The sequence below is a fragment of the Clostridium sp. OF09-36 genome (assembly GCF_003481985.1).
Taxonomy (GTDB): Bacteria; Bacillota; Clostridia; order Lachnospirales; family Lachnospiraceae; genus Brotaphodocola.
In genome coordinates this window covers 1-22,312 of sequence record NZ_QUMD01000040.1, presented here as the reverse complement: position 1 = coordinate 22,312, position 22,312 = coordinate 1, and the positions used below count along the sequence as shown (strand labels likewise).

Here is a 22,312-nt window from a genome sequence, read left to right as displayed (position 1 = left end):
AATAGCAAACATATATCTGTGTAATTTAAAGAGATTTGAACTGGAATTAAAGAATAATAGAAAATTAAGATGAGAGTAGGAGAGTGGGGTAATCAAGTAAATAAAAGAAAAAGCAATCATTAAGTATGATTGCTTTTCTAGGTATAGGATATAAATTTGTAAGATGGTATCAAATTAAAGTCCAAATAATCTTGAAAAAAACCCTTTCTTTTCTGAAGTTTGTTCACCATCATGTGAAAGCTCATCCTTTAATTTTTCGATATATTCGGATTGTTTCAATATGATTTCTTGAGCATCGCTGATAACTTGGTTGTTGAGTTCATATGCTTCTTTTGAAGACGATATAATATTTTGTGCATCAGTTAACTGTTTTTGCAGCTTGTCATTTTGTCCTTTTAAAATCTCATTCTGTTTTTTTGTCTCGGAGAGTGCAGATTCATAAAACTCCCTTTGCTCTAAATAAACATCGCTAACTTTTTGGAGCAGATTTTCTATAGCTTTTTGATTTCTGGCATTAACCAAATTAAATTCATTAATAATTTGTTGATCACGTTCTGAAAGTTTATTCTTATATAAAGCCAGGATTCGCTTTCCTATAATATCAATCTGATCATCCTCATTATCGTTGTTATCATCAGCCGGCCCGTTTTCTAAAAGCTTCATGATTTCAGCATTCTGAATTCCCTTTTCTTTATAAGCAAGAATTTGCTTAAGGGTAGCATAATCAGATTCTGAATATTTGAAATTTGCACGTTTAGCATTTGCGGAAGTTGTAACGGCAACAGGATGAATATAATCGCGGAAAGTATTGATTAAGTATCGCAGATTATTCTCTGGTTTATTTAACAATTTGGCTAGCTGGCCATACGTATATAAGCCATCTATATCACTTACAATAGGACCATTATGTTCGCCTTGTTCATTTATAACAGAGCCATTATGACTACTTTGTTCAGTATCAGTTGAAGTGTCGTCAGAGTAAACAGAAGAAGAATTATCCTGAGTATCAGACTCCTCAGTTTCAGTTTTAACATCATCAAAACTCGATCCTGTGGTGTTGCTTAAGTCCTGATCAGGAACATTTTCATCTGCTTTATTACCCATAAAGTTATATTTCATGAACTCCAAAATATCACCTCTTTCATAATAACACAGTTATTATTACTAAAAATAGTAAAAACACATGTGAAATTATTATTATTATACTAAAGCAGAATACAAAAATCAACAAATTAAGTACTGGTGGGATGAATTCTTCAATGGAGAAATCGCAGTATCATGCCACTACCCATATCCATACTTATAGTAGGTTGATACAAGGTGCGGAGTAATGACGAAATACCGGAGGAAATCTTGAGACTTTGTTTATATTATGGTAAGATCCCATCTTTGACATTTTATAAAGCCAAAAACAGCCATAGCCCCAGTGTTTATCAGGGGCGTGGCTGTTTTCGTTTTTGCATTGATATGTACTATTTTTGAAATTGTGCTATTTTTTCTGCTTCGTTTCTTTGATGATTGTCCGCATATCTGCCTTCGAGATGAATTCATAATCCGTTCGGAAACCGAAGGCTGTGTGCAGGGCATCTGTTAGTTTCGTGCGTTTGTAGGAAGGAATGTAGCCGCTGTCTTTGGACAGCAGAGTTATATTCATTTCCCGGAGTGCCTTCAAAATTTCGCTGCAAGTGAATTCTTCTCCAAGCTTCTTTTCCAGCAGGCGGTACACCAGAAGGCTGATGTAACAGGTCAGAAAGTGTGCTTTTATGCTGTCTTCCCGTCTTACAAAAACAGGTCTTGCTTCGAATTCTGTTTTTATGATCCGGAAGTTTTCTTCGATCTCCCAGCGGCGTCTGTTAATTATATTTATCTGGACGAACTCTTCAACGAAAAAGCTGTTTAATTCAATTACCCATATCCATACTTATAGCAGGTTGATACAAGGTACAGAGTAATGGCCAAATATCGGAGGAATCTTGAGACGTTGTTTTAATTATGGTAAGATAATATTGTACATTATTGGTTATCGAAAACAGATCGTTTGGATCAGGAAGTGTCTGGAGCGTGGCTTTGGCATTAGTGGCAGGAGTAGAATAATTTAAAATGAGTGGGCATTGCCCTGAGATTGATATGATCAGGGGAATGTCTACGGAGAGACTTTCCCTGTTTATATAAAATATTACAGAGAAAGTGAGGAGGATGAATGGATCTTTTTGTAAAACGAAATACGGAGGTGTATGTCAGATGATGGAAGATGAGGCATTACAGGTAATACAGAAAATGAATGTTAAAATAAATGGAACAGAGGATGAAGTAAAGAAAGTTTACGGAGCGCTGGAAGTTGCAAAGAGAGCACTCAAAAAGGGAATAGAGGCTCATCCACTTGGAGCCTTGCATGATGTAAAAAAAGGTACGCTGTATACATGTTCCAGTTGTGGTACCCGTTTGGGATGGGGACCAAATGCAGCGAGACTGGCGAATTATTGTCATGGATGCGGTCAAAAAATCGACTGGAGGGGCACACCTAGAGAGTAAACAATACAGCATTTTAAAATATTATGCCTAAAGGGAGACACGAAAAATGATATTAGAAAGAGAACAGAGAGCGTCCGATCTTGCGACAAAAGCAGAAAGAGATATAAGCCCAAAGCTTACAGATGAGCAGTATCATGCTCTTCTGTATTATACATTTAAAGCCGGTTTTAAGCATCCGGCGCAGCTGCTGGAAGCGTTTGTTGGTGATTTAAGTGGATGGCACAGAAATGGATCGGATGAGGAGGAACTTGCAGGCGAATGGTTTTCGCGGGCTTATAGTGGAATGGGCGGTAGTGATTCATTTCTTTACTACCTCTATGACCACCAGGTAGATATAGATGAGCTTGAACGGATTGCGGTTACGTTTGATCACAATCCAGAAGAGGTGTATGACGAAGATCCAGAAGAAGACTACAGGGAGACTTATGGGGATATCTATCCTTATGATTGGTATGAAGATTACCTGATGGATGTTCGTGATGAAATTGATGCTGACCAACGGGAAACCTGCGTGAAACTGATACGTTACCTTCTGGAGAACCAGGTAGACGGCTGCATTGACTGGGGTCATATAGATTTTCAATAGCCACAACCGATTTTGACAGGAAAAGAGGATGGTGGCTGCCTGAAATTTCTAATACCAGTGCGGCATATTCCAAGAGACAGAATTATCGGAAGCCCTCACTTCATATTTATAAGAAATTGAAGTGGGGTTGGTAATTCATCAGGATATGCAGCGAGTATGTTGCCAGTTTCGATATTGCAATCTTAGAATTGCTTTGTTATAATAATTTCATTAGATTATTTTTTTCAAAGATACCGCTTTTGGCGGTGAGTGAGCCCATATGGGCCTTTGGAGGGAATAGTCTATTTTTTTATATTCAAATCCCGGTTAGCGATAACTGGGATTTTTTTTATTTTAAGACTATTCCAAAAGGAGGAAACGGTGATGGAGCAAATCATCAAACAGAATACGTTCTCAAGAACGGTATTTAATGACAGTAAGCTTGGCGCTTACTACACGGATCCGGTGCATGCCACTAAAATAGGAAGGTTGTTCCGATTGCAGGGAGAATGCTGCGTTTTGGAACCATCGTTTGGTAATGCAGAAGCACTGAAGGCGTTTTTAAGTCAGTGCGAGAGGGCAGATGAAGTCGGTTCTGTCCATACATTTGGTGTGGAACTGAATCGGGAAACCTTTGAGCAGTATAAGCAGGAGATTGAATTTCCAGTATGTGCAGATTTCATTGGCGGGATCCGGGCATCGAACCGGTCATTTACATTGTGTTTTGCCAATCCGCCATATGGCGTAGGCGGAGATGATGGATCAACAAGACTAGAAAGGCTCTTTGTTGAACGCATCTTCCAGTTAATGAAAACGAAAGGATATCTTGTCTTGGTTGTTTCCCTTACCACAATGAACCTGGATGAATTTGCAAAGTCTCTGCTGGCAAGGTTTAAGCCTGTGGCCTTCTATCGTTTTGACGATGAGGAGTTTGCGAAATACAAACAGGTGGTTTTCATTGGTCAGAAGCGTGCATCGATCGGGCTATACCGGAAAGAGTACGAGGAGTGGATGAGTACAAATCCTGGGGCACCGCTTGAGAATATTCCGTACATTCCCAAAGACCCAGATACACGCATGGAAGTTCCCGTATCGCTGGAGAGTGAGATTGAGCTCTTTACAACGAAGGAATTCGATGAGGCAATTCTGCTTCATAATACGAGTGCATTGGTGCCAGTGCTTAAAAAAGCTCTGCAGACCAACGAATATCAGTCGGTTGGCCTTGGAAAGCCAATTGTTCCGCTGAAAAAAGATCTGCTGTATCTGTCTGCGATTGCGGGAGGCGGACAGGGCCTGGCCGGAAATGAAGACCGCGGCGATTTACACCTGCAAAGAGGACAGGCAAAGCCAGTTCAGGTCGAAACTCCGGAGATTAATGATGATGGAGATATTCATTCTGTTTTAGTCACAACACGCAACCAGATCACGCTGCATGTGATTGATAATTTCGGGACGATCCGAGAGTTAGCATAGGGGAGGGCAGTGTGATGAAAAACGGAATGATTAGAATCGGTATGTTTGAGGCTTATCTGGAGCGAATGCTGATCCGGGGAATCAGGGCTGCTTACATCAGTTATTTTACCCGGACGTTACAGGAGGCAAAGGCGATAGCAAGTACGATGTGCACCACCGAGCAGAACACAATCTGGCTGAACAAAAACGGACAGGAGAAGCGGTATAACGTGTTTGGCAGCTATAAAGCTTACTATGTGCCGATCATGCGCGGAAAAGAGCGGTTTTATCATGGAGTGATCTTAAATGCAGCGATTGGAAACGATTTGTTCGTTTCAAAAGAAGAAACTGCAGGAGAAGAACTTTATGAAATTCTGATGAAAAAATATCCGCTGCCACTGCTTAAGTGGTGGGGAAAACCAATCCTTTCATATGCACTGAGAGAGGGTCTGATCAATGCTTATTCCAATCGGCTTCATACGGAATGCGTTGAGACGGAATATTCTCTACAGGGAACGGATGACCTGAAAGAAATGCAGATATATGATCTTGTAACCTTTGATTATGAGGCTTTAAAGTCTGCTATCCAGGTCCTGTTTGAGCAAAAACAGATCTGGATCTCAAAGAAAGAGCAGCGCTCGATCAACTTTAACAGCATGGATGAGTATTTTCGACAGTACGGATCGACGCTCGTGGAAAATCTTGAAAATCTGCTGAGCCCGGAAAGCGAACTGAAAGGTGAGGTGGATGCATTTACCCTAAACTCTATCCGACTTTACCCTCAGCAGGCAGCCATGGTGAATGGTGTTACCACGCACCTCTTAAATGGCGCAACTTTTTCCATCATCTGTGAGGGGATGGGCACAGGAAAGACAGCGCAGGCTGCTGCAATCTGCGAAAGCTATTTTGTGCAGAAGGAAATGCGACGCAGCCATAGAGCACTCAAGGATATTTATATGGATGAGTCCCTGGTAAAATACAGGAATCTCGTCATGTGTCCTGGTCATCTCCTTGAAAAATGGAAAGGGGAGATCGAACGCCAGATTCCATATGCAAAGGCAACGATCATAACCGATTTTTCCCAGTTGCTGGAGATTAGAAAGCGCGGGAGTCTGAGGGTTGGAAAAGAATTTTATATCCTCTCGAAAGATTTTGCAAAGCTCTCCTATAGCTTGAAGCCGGTACCGAAAAAGGAAATTGCTAAGATGGCGTATATGAAGAAATGCAGAAATCCAGACTGCGGAGTAGAAAATATGCCAGTCCGAAAATGCGTTTCCTGCGGCGGTAAAGATTTTGAAAAAGGGACAACTAAGATCGAGACAATCTACGGAATGAAATGCCCGTATTGTGGAGAGGTGCTGGCTGCCTATACAGCGTCCGGCGGGATCGGCGGACTGACAGCCAATGACTTTGCGTATAAAACAGGGCGGAATTCAAACTGCATCTGGTGCGGAGAATCCTTGTGGATGCCACATGTGAAAAACATCGGTGCAAAGATAATCAGCCCCTGGTACCGGGCAACCTGTTATAGAAACAGGGCCCAAAAAGGAAAGACTACGGTCTGGGTACATAAAGAATATGCAAGAAAGTATTACGCAGAGAATGAGACGGAACCAATATCTGTTTCAGAAAGAGATGGGGTAAGAAAGTATTCGCCTGCTTCGTTCATAAAAAAATACATGAAAGGGCATTTTGACATCGCAGTTTTTGATGAGTGCCATGTGTGTAAGGATGGAGACAGTGCCCAGGGAAATGCAATGCACTGCCTGATCAAGGCAACAAAGAAACAGCTTGCACTGACTGGAACCATCGCTGGCGGAAAAGCAGAGGATCTTTATTATCTGATTTACCGGCTGGCACCGTGGAAAATGACGTCGAAGGGTTACCGCTGGACAGATGTTGCAAATTTTTCCAAGCAATACGGAAAAGTGGAGCAGCGCTATGAATATGCGGGTTCTTCCTCAGATGAGGAGCTTGCGGAGAAAGTATCTGCCCGCGGCCGGAGTTTATCGTCACCAAAGACAAAGCCGGGAATCAGCCCTACGATCTTTACAGACTTTTTGCTGGATTGTGCTGTATTTCTTGATCTTTCGGACATGTCATCCTATTTACCGGATCTAAAGGAGATGGTTGTGACCGTTCCGATGGCAAGAGACGTGGCCAGGGATTATTCCATCCTGGTGTCAAGACTGACTGCGTATGCCAAAAGAAGAGAAAGCGGTGGATTTGCGTTACTCAGCCAGGCATTACAGTATGGGCTTTTTTATCCGGATATGCCATATGGCAACGAAGAGATCCGTAATCCGGTCGATGGGGATATTCTGATCAGAGCCGCCCAGCACGATGAATACCGTTCGGGAGAAAAACTGCTTCCGAAAGAAGAAAAACTCATTGAACTGATAAAATCTGAACTTTCGGAAGGCAGAAAATCCGTAGTATTTGCTGAATGCTCTGGAAAAAATGATTGGAACGTCATACACCGGCTCAGAGATATTTTGGAAGCCGCGGGGATCTTTGCCGTTGTTGTGGAAGCGGAGAGCCCGGGAGCATTAAAGCGGGAAAACTGGATTCGTGAGCGGGCAAAAGATGGCGTGGAAGTATTTATCACCAATCCAAAGCTCATCGAGACAGGAGTTGATCTGTGCTGGACGGAAGGCGGGAAGAGGTACAACTATCCGACCCTGATCTTTTATCAGCTGGGGTACAGCCTTTTCACTGTCTGGCAGGCTTCCAGGCGTCACTACCGGATGAACCAGACCATGGAATGCAGAACGTACTATATGGCTTACGAAGGAACCGCACAGGCGAAAGTGATTGAGCTGATCGCGGAAAAGCAGGTAGCAACGGCAGCTATTCAGGGAAAGTTCTCCGTGGAAGGAATTTCTGCCATGGCAGAGGGTGTTGATGCGAGAGTTGCATTGGCATCAAGCCTGGCGGATCAAGATGTAAAGTCTGGCAATGCCCTGCAAAAGATGTTTGATGTGCTTCACAGCTCGGACAAACAGGCTGAGGCGTATGTGACGATGCAGGTATATGAAGAGTTGCTTGGAAAAGAAGAAGTAGAGCGACGCAGAAAAGCAAAAGAAGATGAGATGTTTGAAAATCTGTTCGGCCAGTGGGATGAAGATTTTATGGATCTACAGGAGCCGGAAAACGAGGAACCGGCAGTGGTAGTGCCACAAAAGCAACCCATGGCAGGTATGGCAAATTTTTTTTCATTGTTTGATTTCTAAAAAGGAGGACGTTATGAACCGATTTAAAAATGATAAGGCGGATGAGACACGCATGATCCGCTTCGTTGATCCGAATTACCGGGACATGTTTCAGATCCCGGATGGTGCGTATGTAGAGTTGAAGTATGTAAACAGTACGGTCATTGTGGCTTGCGGATATATGGATGAATATCATCTGCGTTTCGGCAGAGAAGTTTACCATATCTGCGAACTGGCAGAACATCTGGAACGATGCCAGGCAATCTGTACTCCGGAGCAGGAGATTACGGAAGATGAGTGTGCCTGGAAGCTGGGTAATAAGGGCTATTTATATGTTCAGGTTTCGGAAGATGGCTATGATTACCAGTTATACCATTCCGATTTTTCAGAATGGGATGGTGGCCAGGTGGATATGGACGGCACCATGAATGAAGCCAAGAGGATGATTCTGGAAATGTATGAAATGGATACGCAGACGCATGAGCGTATCTCAACAGATGAACTGGAAAATTCAGTAGAAGAGAAAGGGGAAATATATGAGTAAAATGATGATCGTTGCGGCTACCAGCGAAAAGATGTTGGAACTGATGGATAAGATCACGATTGAAGAGGGGGTTATCAGCTTTCTGGCCAGTAATAAGGCAACGGCAAAAGGTTACCCGTGCATGTTTTCGGTAGAGGGAAAAACGACCACTGCCAGCGTGAAGTTCGAGGCCAAGATCAAAGGACTTGATGAAAAGGGCGAGATGATGCCGGTTGAGAAAATTTCGGTTTATCTGCCGGCGCGGTTTGCCGGTTCGGTCAGAGCCGTTGCGGAGCAGACCGACATTGTATATATGCAGTTTGAGGAAAAGCAGGTGACACTGCTTTCCCAAAAACCAGCTATTCAGATCCCGGTAGGCTTCGTGGAAGAACCGACCAAGGTGAAAAATCCGAAAACGGATGCATTTAGCATGAGTATTCCGTTGGAGAAAATCTCACAGTATTTACCCCACATGGCAACTACAAAAAGTGGGATCGGCTTCCTTCCGGTATTATCCGGAGAGGGCCCGATTTTGAAAATGGCATCCACGGATCGCCAGAACACGATGTTAACGGTGGATTTATCTCCAACGATGGTCCGTTTTGAAAGTAAAGACCGGTCTGAGGTAAAAGAGGAAGATTATAAACCTTATGTAGATGCAATTTCGACCTATCTGACGATCCAACCGGGAACACTGATCAGGATTCTGGCATGCAACAAAAGCTATAATCAGCTCGGTATTTCATTCCAGTTTGATGAGGAGCATAAAAACATCATTGGTATCGCTCTTAAGTGGCCGGATGCGATTTATCAGCTTCGCTTGAATATACAGAGCGCTGTTGATAAGCGGATGTATGAAGCGGCTTTCAGAAATACGGAAACCGTGCAGTATGAATTTCAGGCCAACAGCAACAGTTTAAGACGCGCGCTTAGCGTTATGAATGCAGGTGCCCAGAAGGTTGATACGGTAAAAGTTTCATTTGAAGGACAGATGATGAGCATCTCTGACATGAAGAATGATAACTTTGTATCAGCTATTGATGTCAAGACGACTGCGGAAAGCGGAGAGTGCTTTTACGAGAAGCTGTCCCTGTTTATGAATTTTCTGAAACCGTATACGGAAGATGTGAAAATTTATAAGGGCTGGTGCATCTGGACCAAGGATGATGAAAACCATTTCATTCATCTGGTAACGCTGCATACAGGACCGGGCAATCAGTCGACAAAAGGGGAAGAAGATCAGGAAGAGGAAACACAGGAAGAAGAAACGGAAGAAAGTTCCGAAGAAGATTCCAACAAGTAATTTGTTTGTTTATGGGAAAGCTGCTGCATCTGCGGCAGTTTCCCATGAATTTCTGGTTGTTCTGCATATATCCAGTATCCCAACCAAGTTAGGGTAATGGATATGGGCAGAAACTGTTCATAACCAATAGAAAAGATGAAGGAGGACATCAGGAATGTTCAGAAGATGGAAAGAAAATGGAAGGAAGGCACTTCTGACCATGCAGGCGGCAGTCTTAAGTGGAATGATGACGATCTGCTCTTATGCGGAGACGGTCCAGGATGCAAATTGGATGAAAGAAGATGCGACAAGCGGAGGACTTTTTACGGAAGCAATCACGAAGGTGCAGGATGTGTTCCGAAGCGGCTACTCTTTTGCGATTGTGGTGGCTGTGGGACTTTTTGTACTGCTCTTTATCTATGCAGGCGTAAAACTGTCATTTGGTGATACTTCTGACGCAAAGCAGACGAAGCAGAAGATATTCCGGATCTTCGTGGGCATGATCTGTGCGTTTGGGGCAATCTTCTTTGTAAGTCTGGTTTATAAGGCGGCTGGTGATGCGTTCCAGTAGAAAAAAACGGCCAGGTGCATGGATCGGAATTGTTTTAGCGAGTTCCTTTTTGCTGGTAGGTGCGATGAAAATGAGTGCCTATGCGGAACCGGCAGAATCAACTGAAACGGCAGAAATCACAGAGTCTTCAACCGGCGCGGGACTGTCGGATATGGATTTTGGAATGGGAGATGGGCAGATTGAGCTGGATCCATACGATCAGGTATCCGACTTTGGGTTTAGTGACAGCGAAGCGTTACAGAGCCCGATTGCCTCTTTTTACAGTTTATGCCTGTATTTGTCCATAGGCGGTATGGTTCTGTCATTGATCGTAGCAGGAATTAAGCTGGCGGCAAATGATACCGGCCATGGGAAACATCAATTTCTTGACGTGGTTGGAGCGAAAGTGATCGTGTTTTTTAGCATTAGCTGCTTAGTGGGACTTATCAATTTGTTTTTGGGCATGCTGCAGCATTAGAAACGGAGGAATGGCATGGATCAGCTGACAGAACTTAGACCACCGGATTTTACAGATGTGACAAAATGGTGGATCTTTTCAAACAAATCATTACTGGTGTGCCTGGGCGGCGGGGTGATTGCCTATCTTCTTTTTAAAATCACGGCAATGCTCCACCTGGCTTTTCTTGGCGTGTGGTTTGGCGTGATGCTTGAGGCAGGACTTTTTATCGGGGTCACATTTCCGGTCCCTGATTTTGGAAGTTCCCTGCTGGCATTTGGCGGACGTACTGCAGATGAGCTTATCATCAGCCTGATTGCGCATCGGTTAAATCGCAGAACTTATTACAAAGACACGGAATGGGAGGAAGAATTCTAGATGGAAAGTATCAATCATCTTACCAGGCTTACGGCTGCGTTTTTAGGACTGACCATTCTGGTTCTGGGAATAGCTGCTATCTGGCTTATCCGGATGAGAAAAAAGAACTTAAAGACAAAAAAGGCAGAAACAGAAGAAAGAGGGTTGTTTTCCCAGACGGATGAACTGGTACCGATTGATGAGATCGGGCCGGGGGTCATCGTGACAAATGGTGGGAAGAAATTTGTTGTGGTACTAAAATGCGGTGGCAGCGACTTTTACACAAAGCCGATTGGGGAAAAAGTAAGGGTCAAAAATAATTATGCTGCCTTTATTTCAGAATTTACGTCCAGGGTTACATACCGCATATATGGGGAAGACATTAACATGGATGGCACTGTCCGGGAATATGAGAAGATCTTAACCGGTCTTCAGGACATGCTTTTTGAGACGAATGAAGATTATAAAGCTCTCCGGAAAGAATTTGAAACGGTAAAGAGTGATTTTGATTCCGCAGAAACCCGGGAGCGTTCCAAACAACTGCTCCTGCTCCAGAAAAAGATAAAAGCATACAGTTGGCGCATCCGTCATGTGGAAAGCAGTTAGCCTATATCGCGAAAGTGTCAGGACCGGATGCAGCTAGGCAGAACCTTATTCAAACATATGTACTTTCCTGGAGCGCTCCGCCGGACCTGGCAACGGTCCTAACGAAAGAGGAACTGTATCAGGAAGCTACAAAACATTTAAAAGAAGATATCAAAAAGCTGCTTCACAACCTGGCAGAATGTGATGTAAAAGCGGTGCCATGCAGTAAAGCGGAACTCTTTAATATACTCCATACGCATTATCACCCGATTACTGGAAACAGGTTCCGCTATGATGATCTGTTGGTGTCCAACTGGGACAGCCGGATCATGCCGTACCGGGAGGACACGGATTTAGAGGAATCCTTTACGGACGAACTGATCGATGAAATGTTATACGGAGGACTGCAAAATGGTTGATTTTCTTATGATGTTCAGTCTGTGCATCTGCGTTTTGTCGGGCGTGACGTTACTGATCGTACATATCTGGTCTAAGAAAAAGCAGAAAAAAGAAGAGGCGGAAGAGAAAACAGGAGGTACTGTTTTTCATAGCGGGACGAAGAATGTGCCAAAGCCTATAAAAGAGCGTGCCGGGATTTTACAGGTGCTTGCGCCGGATGGCGTAAATACCATGCCGGTATCTTACATGACACTGGATGATAACGGGATTGAACTTTACTATGCCGGTCTCTATATCGACAAACTTCCGGTAGAGGGCCGGTTTGCTCATAGTTTTGCCGGGATCTTCAATATGGACTATGTGGAGTCCACGGTCATCATAGACCCGCTCTTAGAGGAATCCCAGAAAAAGATCAATCGTCGGATCCGGTCACTGGATATGGAACGGTCCGGGGAACGGGACAGAAACAGGCTCAGAATTTTGGATGGAAAGATTGCGGATGCAGAGCGGTGGGCCAGACAGATCGACTCTGACCAGTCAACCCTGTTTGAAACATATTTTCTATTCCTGATCCGCGCGGAAAGCTTAAAACTCTTAACAGAGCGGATTTCAGAGTTTATTTCCAGGGGAAAGGGGATCGGTTTCCGTTCCTGCTATGCGATGCACAAGGAAGCTTTTTTTACATCCCTCCCGCTCAATGAGATCTTTGAAGCAAAAATATCTGTCGGGAAAAATCTGAGTGTGAGTAAAAAGCCGATCAAGGGACATATTTTAAGCCAGGCCTATTTATCCCTGATTTTTAACCATACCACAAGTGAATATTTCCATGAAAAGGGCTGCGTGTTTGGCCGATCTATCTACTCTGGAATGCCGGTTACGTTTGATCCGTTTGATAAGACTCATTTCTCCTACGGAGCTGTGATCGCGGGCCAGTCCGGATATGGAAAGTCGGCAACCGTGAAGCAGCTGTTTTCCAGGCAGGTGGATTTCGGCGTGCATATCGCAAACATTGACTATGAACCGCTTCCTGGCGATGGAAAGAGAGGTGAGTATTCCATAGTGGCGGAAGCCGTTGGAGGAGTCAATTATCTGATTTCCAATTATTCCGACTCCCAACTTAATTTTTTCGAGATTAGCGATGAGTATGAATATAACCGGGCAACCGGAGAGGAGATACCAACACTATATCTGGAAGAAAAGATCGTGGACATGACGAATATCCTGATGGTACTGGCAACCAGCTTTACGACCAATGGCATGGTTGGTGAATTTGAGCCGACGGAATATTCCCGCATTAAATCCATTATTTCAAAGAATGTAAGGAAAATCTATGCTGACTGCGGCCTCGGGACAAGGATGCAGCGTCTCTTTATGAAATGGCGCCAGCATCCGGAGGATCCTTTGGGTCAGGGCGGAGAAAGAAGCGGCTGCCCAGATGCATGATTTTTATCGTGCAATATTATTGGATGCGCGGGAGAATACGGACAGCTTCAAAGAGAATGCGTTCTCCCTGCTGTTGGATATTTTTGAGGATCGTGTGCGGGAAATGTATTACTGTCCCCATTGCATGAAGGAATTTACAAGAGAAGAGCTGTCCACATTAAAAAGAACCGAGAGAGGTGCCCATGTCTGTAATAATCATGAAGAAGGCAAGATCTATTATCTGCGGGAAATTCATGGCAGTCAGGCATACCTAGATTGCCAGTCCACGCTTTCTATTGATATGTCGCTGCCATTCCATAACTTCGATTTGTCGCAGATCACAGATGAGACGGAGCGTATTAACATGATCATGGTCGTGCAGTCTTATATTGAAGAAAACTTTATCAAGAAAAACTCTACCAATCCGAATAAGGCCCGGAAACTCATAGTGTCCACCGATGAGGCACACCGTATCCTGAAATTTGAAGGAGCACGCATGTTTGAGAATGCCCTATACCGCGTAGCGCGTAAACGTCATACAGCTCCATGGCTAATCCTCCAGTCCGTAAAGGACTTTGCAAAATACCAGGATACAGAGGAAATCTTAAAATCCACGGAGACCTTTATGCTGTTTCGCCATAACTATCTGGATGGGCAGTACATCAAAGATACTACAAACCTTACCCAGTCCCAGGTAGATACGGTACTTAATCTGGGCGGTACATCCGAGGCGAAAAAATATGGAGAGCTATGTCTGGTTGACATTCCTACGAAGCGCGCAGTGTTCATCCAGGCGGATTATCTAAAAGACAGCGAGTTTGATGTAGTGGAAACAGACGTAGAAAAGATTGCAGAACACGCAAGGATGAAACAGGGGGCATGAAGCAAATGAAACATATGCAGAACATCAGCAGAAAAACAATCCAGCTGCTGCTTCTTATATTTGTACTTACATTCTGCATGGCACCGGTATCTTCTTATGCGGATGGGCCGTGGACGGACCGTGCGGACCAGAGTATTTATGATTCCGCCGGGGACGCACCTGATTCCAGTACACCGGACATGCTGGACGGAGGAATTTTCGCCGAACTGCTGGGGGAGTTTTGTATAGGAATTGGTGACGGGCTGAATTTTTTGCTGACTTCTTTTGGGTGTGACTTAAACACGATCATATTCGGAAGAGTGGGAGGTGCCTCTGCCCGTACTGGGGACGTGGCGCTGTTTTCCTTTGACATGGGGACCGGCAACATATATGGCCTGGTGGGTATGGCGATGTATGGGTACCTGCGGAACCTGGTTTTTACGCTTATGGTGCCAGTATTCTTATACTACCTGGTTGGTTTCCTCTACTCAAATGGCAATCCGCGGGTCAAGGAACGGCTGCTGGACATGACAAAACTATTTGTTGCCAGCAGCATCGGTTTTATTCTGTTCCCGCAGCTTTTGGGAATTGCTTTATACCTGAGAGATGCCATGCTCCATGCGCTCATGACTGGAAGCCAGTCGATGATCCTTAAGGTGGCGGACAGTGTTGGCTCCGGCGTCAACATGGGGGATAATTCCTATGCCTTTTTCTTTGGTTCGGGAGGAGACTACAACCTGATCAGCCAGTTCCGTGCAATGGCAAAGCCCAACGGTAAGGTCGTGTTTATTAATTCGATATTATATGTAGGCGCGGTCGTTTATCAGGCGTACCTGGCAGTCTGCTATATTTCCGCTGCCGTCTGCATGGTGGTTTTGGTGCTGTTGTTCCCGTTTGCTGCATTGTTTGAAATGGTCGAGCGGGGAACGATATCCAACTGGATGCGGCAGGTGCTTGGAATTTTATTAAACCCGGTGATTGATTCCTGCCTGCTGCTCATCCCCATGTTTTTTATGATCATCGGGACGGCCCAGGAAAGCAAAGGTTATGCCCTGATTGCACTCATTATCTGTGGCTGTATCATACCGGCGCGGGGGGTCATCCGTGGGTTTCTTCATATCGGAAATGGAATGGGAATGGAGCTTGCCGGGTTTGGAACCATTATGGGGGCCACAAGCCTGATGCGATCCATTGGAAGCGGGATTGGAGCAGCGGCCGGTGCGCTGGCCCATGCGTCCTCTGACGCAAAATCCGATAAGAGGAACGCGGATATGATGGATGATCTAGCAGATGTTCAGAAAAAGAAAGACCTGGAAGATGTAAATAAGGGCGAGGAACTCCAGAGTGAAATGGAAGATATCATAGGCAATCATCCGGATTTGAATGCGGATGATGCGGATACATCCTTCGCTTTTGGCTATCGGCCTACACCGAAAGAGGACATACATGAGAAAAGCCCTCATGCCCAGGCAGCAGCGACCGCGCAGAATATTGCCAGTGGTATTGATGCCATCGGAAGAAAGAAGGATTCTTTAAATGAGGATATCCGCTCCAATGATTCTAAAATTGCGTCCATTGGGGAAGAAATTGCCATGGATAATGAACAGATCGCGTCCATGAAGGCGGAAAAACAGGCGATCCAGGCGGAGCAGAATGAACAGAAAAAACGGGGGGATACCCCGTCGGCGGACGGATATGCGAGGATCCGGGAACTGGATCAGGGAATTGGTGAAGCGGAGCATTCACGCTCCGTACGTATGGAGGAACAGTCCAGGCTCCGCGGTGAGAATGCCCGGACAAAGGAAGAAATTGGCCGTATTGATGCTCTATCGGCCAGGGCCCGGAGTGCGATTTCACCATCCAGAAGTAGCTTTGGAGGCGGTGTGAGCGGAATTGGAAATGGTATCTCGGAAGAAGAACAGGAGATACTGGATCAATATGCGACCATTGATAATTTTGAGTCACCACAATTTAAGAATATATCCCTTGAACGGAAAGCGGCGCTGTACCGGGAAAGAGCCGCAAAGACCAGGGTGAGAGGTGCGACAACCGCGGCAGGCACCATGGCCGGGATGACCTTTGGAACAACGGCCGGGATGGCCATGACCGCATTCAGTTCTCCGGCAGCAAAGATGCAGATGACAGCCATAGGCGGCGCAATGGGCGCAAATGCCGGAGGTGTTTTAGGCGAAGTTCTGGCCGAACCGGTGTATGAAGGCGGTGTCGAACTTGTAAGAAGGGGCGGCCCGCTGCTGCAGAAAGGAGCAACGATCCTGAAAGACAAGGCAGAAGCCTACAGAAACAATCCGGAAGGACTGAATGTTTACGAAGAAGAACCGCAAAAAATGTTGGAAGTGAATGTACATTCCTCATCAAAGCCGACTGTTACGACCGTATCCCAGTCACAGGATAATAATCCGTCATCTGTAGAGACGGTTTCCGGGCCGGGATCAAAGGAACAGCCGTCTTACCAGTCAGATGTGGAAGCAGTAGGAAAAGATGCGGGAGTACAGTCTGGGCCACAGGTAACCTATGCAGACACGGTTTCGGATGAAGACGCGGCAATCATGCAGCAATTCTATGAGGCAGAAATCCAGAAGCCGGAATTTCGCAGAACCATGCACCATGCGTATACGGACAGCGCGGTGAGCGCAAGGCAGGTTTATTCAGGGCTTAAAAACAGCATGGTAAATGCCACAAAAGAGGAGCGTGCGGTTGCGAATGAGCAGATCATTGAAACAGCTTTTATGCAGTATACGAACACGATACTGGATAGTCTGGATGCTCCGGAGCGTGTGGATCAGATCGCATATCAGCAGGCAGTGGAAGACCGGCTGCGGGAAGACGAGCGTGGCCGGATGGAAAAATATTTAAGGAGTAAACATTTATTGTTTTAGCGGAGGAGTATGAACGTATTTACAAAAAGGACACAAAAGAGAAAACAGAAACGGTTGAAACGAAAAAGTCTGGAGACGGAACGGTTGAAAGCGCAGCATGGCCTGCAGGATTCAACGGATATCATCATTGTGGAGCATTCCAATACGCTTACTGTTATGATCCAGGCAGCCGGTCAGATTGTCCGGTTTCTTGCAGCCACTATTTTTGTCGGGTTCTGCCTGCTGGGGCTTGCGTCCGTATGTTTCCCGGGGCCGCGTAAAGAAATGGTGGAGATCGGGATCGCGCTGATCACACAGCTGCGGGAGTATCTTCCGTTTCTGAATGTAATTTTTTGGAGGTAGATTATGGCAAGACCAGTTCGGACTTCGAACTTATTAAAGGAAGCGGCTGCGGATCATGAAAATCTGGACAGGACGGCAGAACAGGAAAGATTGCCGGTCAATAGGGTAGCCACTCAACCGCCTGTTCAGGAAAATGAATCCGTAATAGAGAAAGCAGAGGAAAAAGAGCCTTCTGTACAGGAAAAACTGGATGCGATCCTTCCGGAGGACTTTTTTGGTGAATTTGAGGATCTGTTTAATAGTGCGGATGTCCATACGAAAGAGCAGATAAAACAGGATATGCCGCCGGATAGTTTGCCGGAGGCACCTGCAACTGTGACTGACGATGGGGCAGCGCAGGCGGTTTCAGAAGCAGCAGAAGAAAAAGCTGATGAAGAAGAAATTGCCCAGGCAGTCAACGAAAATACTGCTGAAAAAACGGGCAAAGAGATTTCTGTAGAGGCAGTAGAGAAAGCAGAGGAAGCGTTAAGACCAGAACCAGCTGCGGCCAAAACAGAAAAAATGCCAGACCCTTTGCCGGATACCCAGACACAGGAACCCAAACCCACAGTGGCTGCTGGTAGAAAAGCTTCGGTAGAACCCGCTCCGGATACACGGGAACCGCAGGCAGTTATCAAACGTATGCCTGTGGAAGAGAATCTAACGCCAATGCATACGATAAACAGAGCAGTTAGGAGGACCTATAAACAGATCGGTTTAAGCCAGCCGGTTACAAACGTGTCCCTGCAGCAGCAGATGATCTCTGTATATTCCCCAAAAGGCGGCGTAGGGAAATCTACCATTGTGAGGGAATTAGCCTATGTCCTATCGGATATGAAGAGAAATGGAAGACGGCTTAAAATTTTGGTGCTTGATGCAGACTGGGAATTTGGGGATGTGGACAGTGCGTTTGGTATCTGCCCATCACCTAATGTAATGGACTGGGTAAAACGGATCTGTAAAGACCGAGAGTGTCTGGGATACATTCCGGCCTATTCGCCGGTGGACATCGTATCCAGATATGTAATCGAATACGATGATCAGATTCATATCCTGGCCGGAAGTGATAATGCAATGGAAGCGGCGCGTCTGGATTGTGAGATTGCAGAGGCGATTATGGATAATCTGAGGCGCTGCGATTATGATCTGATTCTGGTTGACAATTGCAATACATTAAAGGATACGACCGTCATTCCCCTGGAAAAATCGGATCTGATCCTGCTGATCCTTTCCCTGGATACATCCACAGTGCAGGACGCCCGCAATTTCCTGGATGTGCTTAGTGAATTTCGGATAGATAAATCTAATATCCGGATGGTTATAAACCAGGTGCCGCTTGATGATAAAAAATGTGAGCTTGGCATATCCCATGTGGCCAGAATCCTTAATATGGAACCGACCTGTATCATTCATACAAATCAGGATGCCAGAAGTTTTGCGAATGTCGGGGAAGCAGCATCAAGTGACAAAGGGTCCCTGTTTTCAAAAGAAATCAGAACACTTGCCAGGGCAGCAGTCGCGGTAGATGAAGAACTGGAGAAACCAGAAAAATGTTCTGGAGGATTTTTGCGCAGACTATTTGGCAGAAAGAGGTGAGTATGGAAAAGGAATTAGACCTTCTGATCGCAACGGAAATGAGCGGGGATGGCGATTCGGTAGCAGAAGAACTTCGGAGTGTATTTGCAAAACGCGGAGTCACGGTCCACAGAATAGAATTTCGCTCTGGAAAAGACAGTGTGATCCGGTCTGTCCGGGCCAATCCACAAATACACGCGGTGGTACTCAGCCAGTACCAGGATCAGGAAAAACTTTCCCCGCGCGACATTGATCAGATCTGCTCTACGGCGGAAGGTGATTTACAGGTGTTCGTGGTAGTTTCTGAAATGCGTGGCAGCGACTATATGAAGGAAATTGAAAGCCTGGGGATATACACGGCGGTTTACCAGGAAGATGCCAGTTTTGAAAAAATCGCAGAATGGTACTGCAACGGCCGGACGAAAAAAGAGGCCCGGGCTTATTACGGGGTCGCCGGAGGGGACCATGTGGTCCAGTATCGCAATATGGACGTGAATGCCAGTATCCAGTATCTTTTGGAATATGACGGATCGTACACGGACCTGATCCAGCGGATGTCTGTACTGGTAAATGGAATTCCGGCCAGTCAGGTGGCATCTATCGTCTGCCAGCTCCCGGATCCTATATGTGAAATGTTAAAACGGGAGCCGCGCTTTGCCTGATCTGTCAGATGGCGGAAGAACAGTACGCATACCTTTATAAGCCCTCCGGTCAGCCAGAGAAAGAGGAGGCAGGTGAAAAAGCGGATACGGGAGGGGAAGAGCAGCCGAAGAATAAAGCAATACGGCGATTTTTTAAAAGAAAACAGGAGGAACCGACAGAACGTAAACCGGCAAAGAGACAGGCATGTGAGATCGGGGTTATGGCGACACATAGGGGTTGGATGCACAACCATTTCCATTCTTCTTGCCAATACATTGGCACATGAGGGAAAGCGCGCTGCGATCGTTGAACTGGATGATGCGGATGGATGCTTTGAGCAACTCTGCCGCCAGGAGCGTGAGGAAGAGCAGGTGGATGGGATCACAAAGTTTGCAATCGGAACGCTGGATTACTATTACCATGTTCCACTCCAGAAATTCCAGCTGGACTATAAGCCCTTATATGATTTTATTGTCTATGATTTTGGGTGTCTGGACCAGGAAACGATCTTTCATGTGTATGCGAGGATGCAAAATCGCTTCATTGTAACATCAAAGGCAGAATGGAAACAGCATGAATTAAAAGAACTTTTAAAAGATATAAAGGGAATGCCTGGGGAAGATGAGTGCAGGGTACTGATCAGTTCCCACTGTGGCGGTTCGGACTTGGGAGATGTAAAGGAACTTATGCCGGAAAATACGATCCTTGCAGCAATTCCATATGAGAGTAATCCATTTTATCCAGGAAAAGCATGCAGACAGATCTTTTTAAAACTTCTGGATGGTACATATAAGGAAGAAAAATATAAAAAGAGCGATTCCGTTGAGCAGCGTTTTTCAGAACGGCCGCGGGACTTTAAAAAATTTGGTATCCAGATAGTGATGGGAGCGCTGTTAGTGGCATGCATGGGATTTATGGTATCGGCCTGCAGTGCAAACAACAGGTACAACCGGATGGTTACGAAGGCAGATACATTCATTACAGGACTTGAGGAAGAAAACAGGCAGGCGGAAGATGAACTGCAAAAGAAAGAAAAGGAATTAAAGGCCCTGGAGCATGAGGTATATTATGCGCAAACCGACATTCCGGCCGGTCAGCTGATAAGTGGGGACATGGTTCAAAAAGAGATCGTGCAGACAGAATTTGATGATAGCTTCTTCATCAATGCTTCGGATTTGGGAAGTGTGGCTGCCAGCATACCGATCAAGGCGGGAACGCCACTTATGAAGGCATTTACTGGTCAGGTGTTCCAGGATCCGCAAGATGGTGATAATGACCTGCCTGACCTTGCAGATCTTGAGGATATTGGAATGGAAGGAGTGGAGAGTACAGATGGTGATTAAGTCCTGGTGCAGATACTTTACAGGAAAATTTATCAGGGCATGGCCGGCAATTACTTTGCATGCTCCGGATATGAATGAAAAACTCTGGGAAAAGAAACGGAAGCTGGAGGATGCGTATGACCGCGTCATGTCGGAACTGGAGGATTATAGCGGTTCCGCTTATGGTGGGGTCACGGAAACGATCTTTGCACTGTTTGAACAGTTTTACCGAAAGGTGCGGATGCTAGCGCTGCCAGTGAGTGGCTTTTCTCTGGTCATTGGTTTTTTGCTTCTATTACTGGTGAGGAGGGACAAGCTGTTGTTTCGCAGGATTTTTTTTGACATTTATTGTGGGAATTCCGGGATTTTTTCTCCTGTTTACCTGGGGGATCGGAATGTTATTAAACTAAGAAGAGAGGACAAATTTATGAGTGAGAATGGAACTGGATTAGAATTATTGGGATTTTTAGGAGGCACCGCGAAATCTAAGGAGGCAGAAGCCCAGAAAAAACTGGATCAGTACGAATACCTGATGGAAAAGGGAGAACTTTTGACAGACATCCGGTTTACCCAGGAAATTAAGGAAAAAGGGCTGCAGGCATATGACGGGGATGTTCAGCTGATCATGCCGACTGAGGAGTCCACGCTTTATAAGGGAATTTTTGGCGCAACGTATCTCCTGGAACGGTGTTATAATGTAAAAATCACCAGAGTTGACCGGGAGGAGAGGACGGTCTATTTAAGCTACCGGGCCGCGCAGGCGGAATACAGGCCGGCAGCTTTGGAGAAGATTAAAAAATCTATAGAGGCCGGGGAAGAGTTAGAGGTAAAGGCCATTGTGGTTTTGTGCCGGGATTTGCAGAATTACATTGTGGTTGATATTTTGGGGCTTTCCATTCCGGGAGTGCTGCCGTATTCGGAATGGATCCATGGCTATGCGGCAAATATCAAGGAGCAGGCGGTCTCCGGAAAGATCATTGATGTGAAAATTAAAGGGTACACGACGAAATCTACGGAGGAAGAGCCGCGGTTTTTGGTTTCCAGAAGAGATTGTGTAAAGTCCGAATGGATCGGTATCGAGGAACGTTTCCCTCTGCATAGCAACATTATCATTGAGTGTGTGGAGATGCAGGGGAAAAACTGGATCGGAAAAATTCCGGGAGTCCCCAATATCTCTGTATACTGTTTTTACCCGAACCGTTTATCTCCGACAACTGGCGGACCGATCATCATCAAGATTGGCGGGCAGTATTCCTGCTTTGTGGCAGCCATTGATGCGGAGAAATGTATATTCCGTGCCCGGGTGAAAGATATGGTGGATCGGAGCTAAATGAAGCATTAAATAATTCATTTGACG

The 22,312-nt window shown here is 45.5% G+C and carries 20 protein-coding genes; 19 read left to right on the top strand and 1 reads right to left on the bottom strand.

Annotation, left to right across the window (positions count from 1 at the left end; all coding sequences use genetic code 11):
- Window positions 1-174 precede the first annotated feature (174 nt).
- Complete coding sequence (locus tag DXA97_RS18245; protein ID WP_182433895.1) at window positions 175-1,104, bottom strand: MerR family transcriptional regulator; 930 nt, start codon at window positions 1,102-1,104, stop codon at window positions 175-177.
- A 1,137-nt stretch (window positions 1,105-2,241) separates the two neighbouring features.
- Between DXA97_RS18245 and DXA97_RS18235 the strand changes: the two genes are divergently transcribed.
- From DXA97_RS18235 to DXA97_RS18140, 19 genes are all read left to right on the top strand, one after another.
- Entirely contained in the window at window positions 2,242-2,532 is a 291-nt protein-coding gene (locus tag DXA97_RS18235) for a hypothetical protein (protein WP_118721341.1), read from the top strand.
- Between the two features lie 46 nt (window positions 2,533-2,578).
- A complete protein-coding gene (locus tag DXA97_RS18230; protein WP_118697023.1) occupies window positions 2,579-3,118 on the top strand; it encodes a hypothetical protein in 540 nt (179 codons plus the stop codon).
- Between the two features lie 363 nt (window positions 3,119-3,481).
- Window positions 3,482-4,570: a DUF6094 domain-containing protein gene (locus DXA97_RS18225; RefSeq protein ID WP_118563638.1), complete on the top strand. Its 1,089-nt coding sequence runs from the start codon at window positions 3,482-3,484 to the stop codon at window positions 4,568-4,570.
- 14 nt (window positions 4,571-4,584) lie between these two features.
- A complete protein-coding gene (locus DXA97_RS18220) occupies window positions 4,585-7,782 on the top strand; it encodes a DEAD/DEAH box helicase (protein WP_118721340.1) in 3,198 nt (1,065 codons plus the stop codon).
- Window positions 7,783-7,795: 13 nt separating this feature from the next.
- Window positions 7,796-8,305 carry an LPD16 domain-containing protein gene (locus tag DXA97_RS18215; RefSeq protein WP_118721339.1) on the top strand — a complete coding sequence of 170 codons (510 nt, stop codon included), beginning with the start codon at window positions 7,796-7,798 and terminating at the stop codon, window positions 8,303-8,305.
- A complete protein-coding gene (locus DXA97_RS18210) occupies window positions 8,298-9,587 on the top strand; it encodes a hypothetical protein (RefSeq protein WP_118656941.1) in 1,290 nt (429 codons plus the stop codon). Before DXA97_RS18215 ends, DXA97_RS18210 begins: the two co-directional genes overlap by 8 nt.
- 154 nt (window positions 9,588-9,741) lie before the next feature.
- A complete protein-coding gene (locus DXA97_RS18205; protein WP_118542796.1) occupies window positions 9,742-10,137 on the top strand; it encodes a hypothetical protein in 396 nt (131 codons plus the stop codon).
- A complete protein-coding gene (locus DXA97_RS18200) occupies window positions 10,124-10,594 on the top strand; it encodes a hypothetical protein (RefSeq protein ID WP_118542795.1) in 471 nt (156 codons plus the stop codon). Before DXA97_RS18205 ends, DXA97_RS18200 begins: the two co-directional genes overlap by 14 nt.
- Window positions 10,595-10,609: 15 nt before the next feature.
- Entirely contained in the window at window positions 10,610-10,951 is a 342-nt protein-coding gene (locus DXA97_RS18195) for a hypothetical protein (RefSeq protein ID WP_118697019.1), read from the top strand.
- Window positions 10,952-11,536 carry a hypothetical protein gene (locus tag DXA97_RS18190; protein ID WP_118721338.1) on the top strand — a complete coding sequence of 195 codons (585 nt, stop codon included), beginning with the start codon at window positions 10,952-10,954 and terminating at the stop codon, window positions 11,534-11,536.
- Entirely contained in the window at window positions 11,506-11,934 is a 429-nt protein-coding gene (locus DXA97_RS18185; RefSeq protein WP_147355606.1) for a hypothetical protein, read from the top strand. Before DXA97_RS18190 ends, DXA97_RS18185 begins: the two co-directional genes overlap by 31 nt.
- On the top strand, window positions 11,927-13,357 hold the full coding sequence (locus DXA97_RS18180; RefSeq protein WP_118721336.1) for a hypothetical protein: 1,431 nt from the start codon (window positions 11,927-11,929) through the stop codon (window positions 13,355-13,357). Before DXA97_RS18185 ends, DXA97_RS18180 begins: the two co-directional genes overlap by 8 nt.
- Window positions 13,350-14,219 (top strand): hypothetical protein, encoded by an 870-nt coding sequence (locus tag DXA97_RS18175; RefSeq protein ID WP_118721335.1) that lies wholly within the window; start codon window positions 13,350-13,352, stop codon window positions 14,217-14,219. Before DXA97_RS18180 ends, DXA97_RS18175 begins: the two co-directional genes overlap by 8 nt.
- Before the next feature lie 5 nt (window positions 14,220-14,224).
- The gene (locus DXA97_RS18170) at window positions 14,225-17,095 is read left to right on the top strand and encodes a hypothetical protein (protein ID WP_118721334.1); all 2,871 of its coding nucleotides are present in this window, start codon (window positions 14,225-14,227) and stop codon (window positions 17,093-17,095) included.
- Window positions 17,096-17,104: 9 nt separating this feature from the next.
- Entirely contained in the window at window positions 17,105-17,437 is a 333-nt protein-coding gene (locus DXA97_RS18165; protein WP_118563626.1) for a hypothetical protein, read from the top strand.
- A gap of 3 nt (window positions 17,438-17,440) precedes the next feature.
- Window positions 17,441-19,012: an AAA family ATPase gene (locus DXA97_RS18160; protein WP_118563625.1), complete on the top strand. Its 1,572-nt coding sequence runs from the start codon at window positions 17,441-17,443 to the stop codon at window positions 19,010-19,012.
- Window positions 19,013-19,014: 2 nt separating this feature from the next.
- Entirely contained in the window at window positions 19,015-19,653 is a 639-nt protein-coding gene (locus DXA97_RS18155; protein ID WP_118721333.1) for a hypothetical protein, read from the top strand.
- Window positions 19,654-19,839: 186 nt separating this feature from the next.
- Window positions 19,840-20,976, top strand: coding sequence for a hypothetical protein (locus tag DXA97_RS18145; protein WP_147355346.1), 1,137 nt, complete (start codon window positions 19,840-19,842; stop codon window positions 20,974-20,976).
- Window positions 20,966-22,285, top strand: coding sequence for a hypothetical protein (locus DXA97_RS18140; protein ID WP_118721331.1), 1,320 nt, complete (start codon window positions 20,966-20,968; stop codon window positions 22,283-22,285). The genes DXA97_RS18145 and DXA97_RS18140 overlap by 11 nt, the downstream gene beginning before the upstream one ends.
- Window positions 22,286-22,312 lie beyond the last annotated feature (27 nt).

Bases quoted from the DNA above. Each gene is read 5' to 3' on its own strand.
- DXA97_RS18245 (WP_182433895.1), bottom strand. From the start codon at position 1,104: ATGGGTAATAAAGCAGATGAAAATGTTCCTGATCAGGACTTAAGCAAC.
- DXA97_RS18235 (WP_118721341.1), top strand. From the start codon at position 2,242: ATGATGGAAGATGAGGCATTACAGGTAATACAGAAAATGAATGTTAAA.
- DXA97_RS18230 (WP_118697023.1), top strand. From the start codon at position 2,579: ATGATATTAGAAAGAGAACAGAGAGCGTCCGATCTTGCGACAAAAGCA.
- DXA97_RS18225 (WP_118563638.1), top strand. From the start codon at position 3,482: ATGGAGCAAATCATCAAACAGAATACGTTCTCAAGAACGGTATTTAAT.
- DXA97_RS18220 (WP_118721340.1), top strand. From the start codon at position 4,585: ATGAAAAACGGAATGATTAGAATCGGTATGTTTGAGGCTTATCTGGAG.
- DXA97_RS18215 (WP_118721339.1), top strand. From the start codon at position 7,796: ATGAACCGATTTAAAAATGATAAGGCGGATGAGACACGCATGATCCGC.
- DXA97_RS18210 (WP_118656941.1), top strand. From the start codon at position 8,298: ATGAGTAAAATGATGATCGTTGCGGCTACCAGCGAAAAGATGTTGGAA.
- DXA97_RS18205 (WP_118542796.1), top strand. From the start codon at position 9,742: ATGTTCAGAAGATGGAAAGAAAATGGAAGGAAGGCACTTCTGACCATG.
- DXA97_RS18200 (WP_118542795.1), top strand. From the start codon at position 10,124: ATGCGTTCCAGTAGAAAAAAACGGCCAGGTGCATGGATCGGAATTGTT.
- DXA97_RS18195 (WP_118697019.1), top strand. From the start codon at position 10,610: ATGGATCAGCTGACAGAACTTAGACCACCGGATTTTACAGATGTGACA.
- DXA97_RS18190 (WP_118721338.1), top strand. From the start codon at position 10,952: ATGGAAAGTATCAATCATCTTACCAGGCTTACGGCTGCGTTTTTAGGA.
- DXA97_RS18180 (WP_118721336.1), top strand. From the start codon at position 11,927: ATGGTTGATTTTCTTATGATGTTCAGTCTGTGCATCTGCGTTTTGTCG.
- DXA97_RS18175 (WP_118721335.1), top strand. From the start codon at position 13,350: ATGCATGATTTTTATCGTGCAATATTATTGGATGCGCGGGAGAATACG.
- DXA97_RS18170 (WP_118721334.1), top strand. From the start codon at position 14,225: ATGAAACATATGCAGAACATCAGCAGAAAAACAATCCAGCTGCTGCTT.
- DXA97_RS18165 (WP_118563626.1), top strand. From the start codon at position 17,105: ATGAACGTATTTACAAAAAGGACACAAAAGAGAAAACAGAAACGGTTG.
- DXA97_RS18160 (WP_118563625.1), top strand. From the start codon at position 17,441: ATGGCAAGACCAGTTCGGACTTCGAACTTATTAAAGGAAGCGGCTGCG.
- DXA97_RS18155 (WP_118721333.1), top strand. From the start codon at position 19,015: ATGGAAAAGGAATTAGACCTTCTGATCGCAACGGAAATGAGCGGGGAT.
- DXA97_RS18140 (WP_118721331.1), top strand. From the start codon at position 20,966: ATGGTGATTAAGTCCTGGTGCAGATACTTTACAGGAAAATTTATCAGG.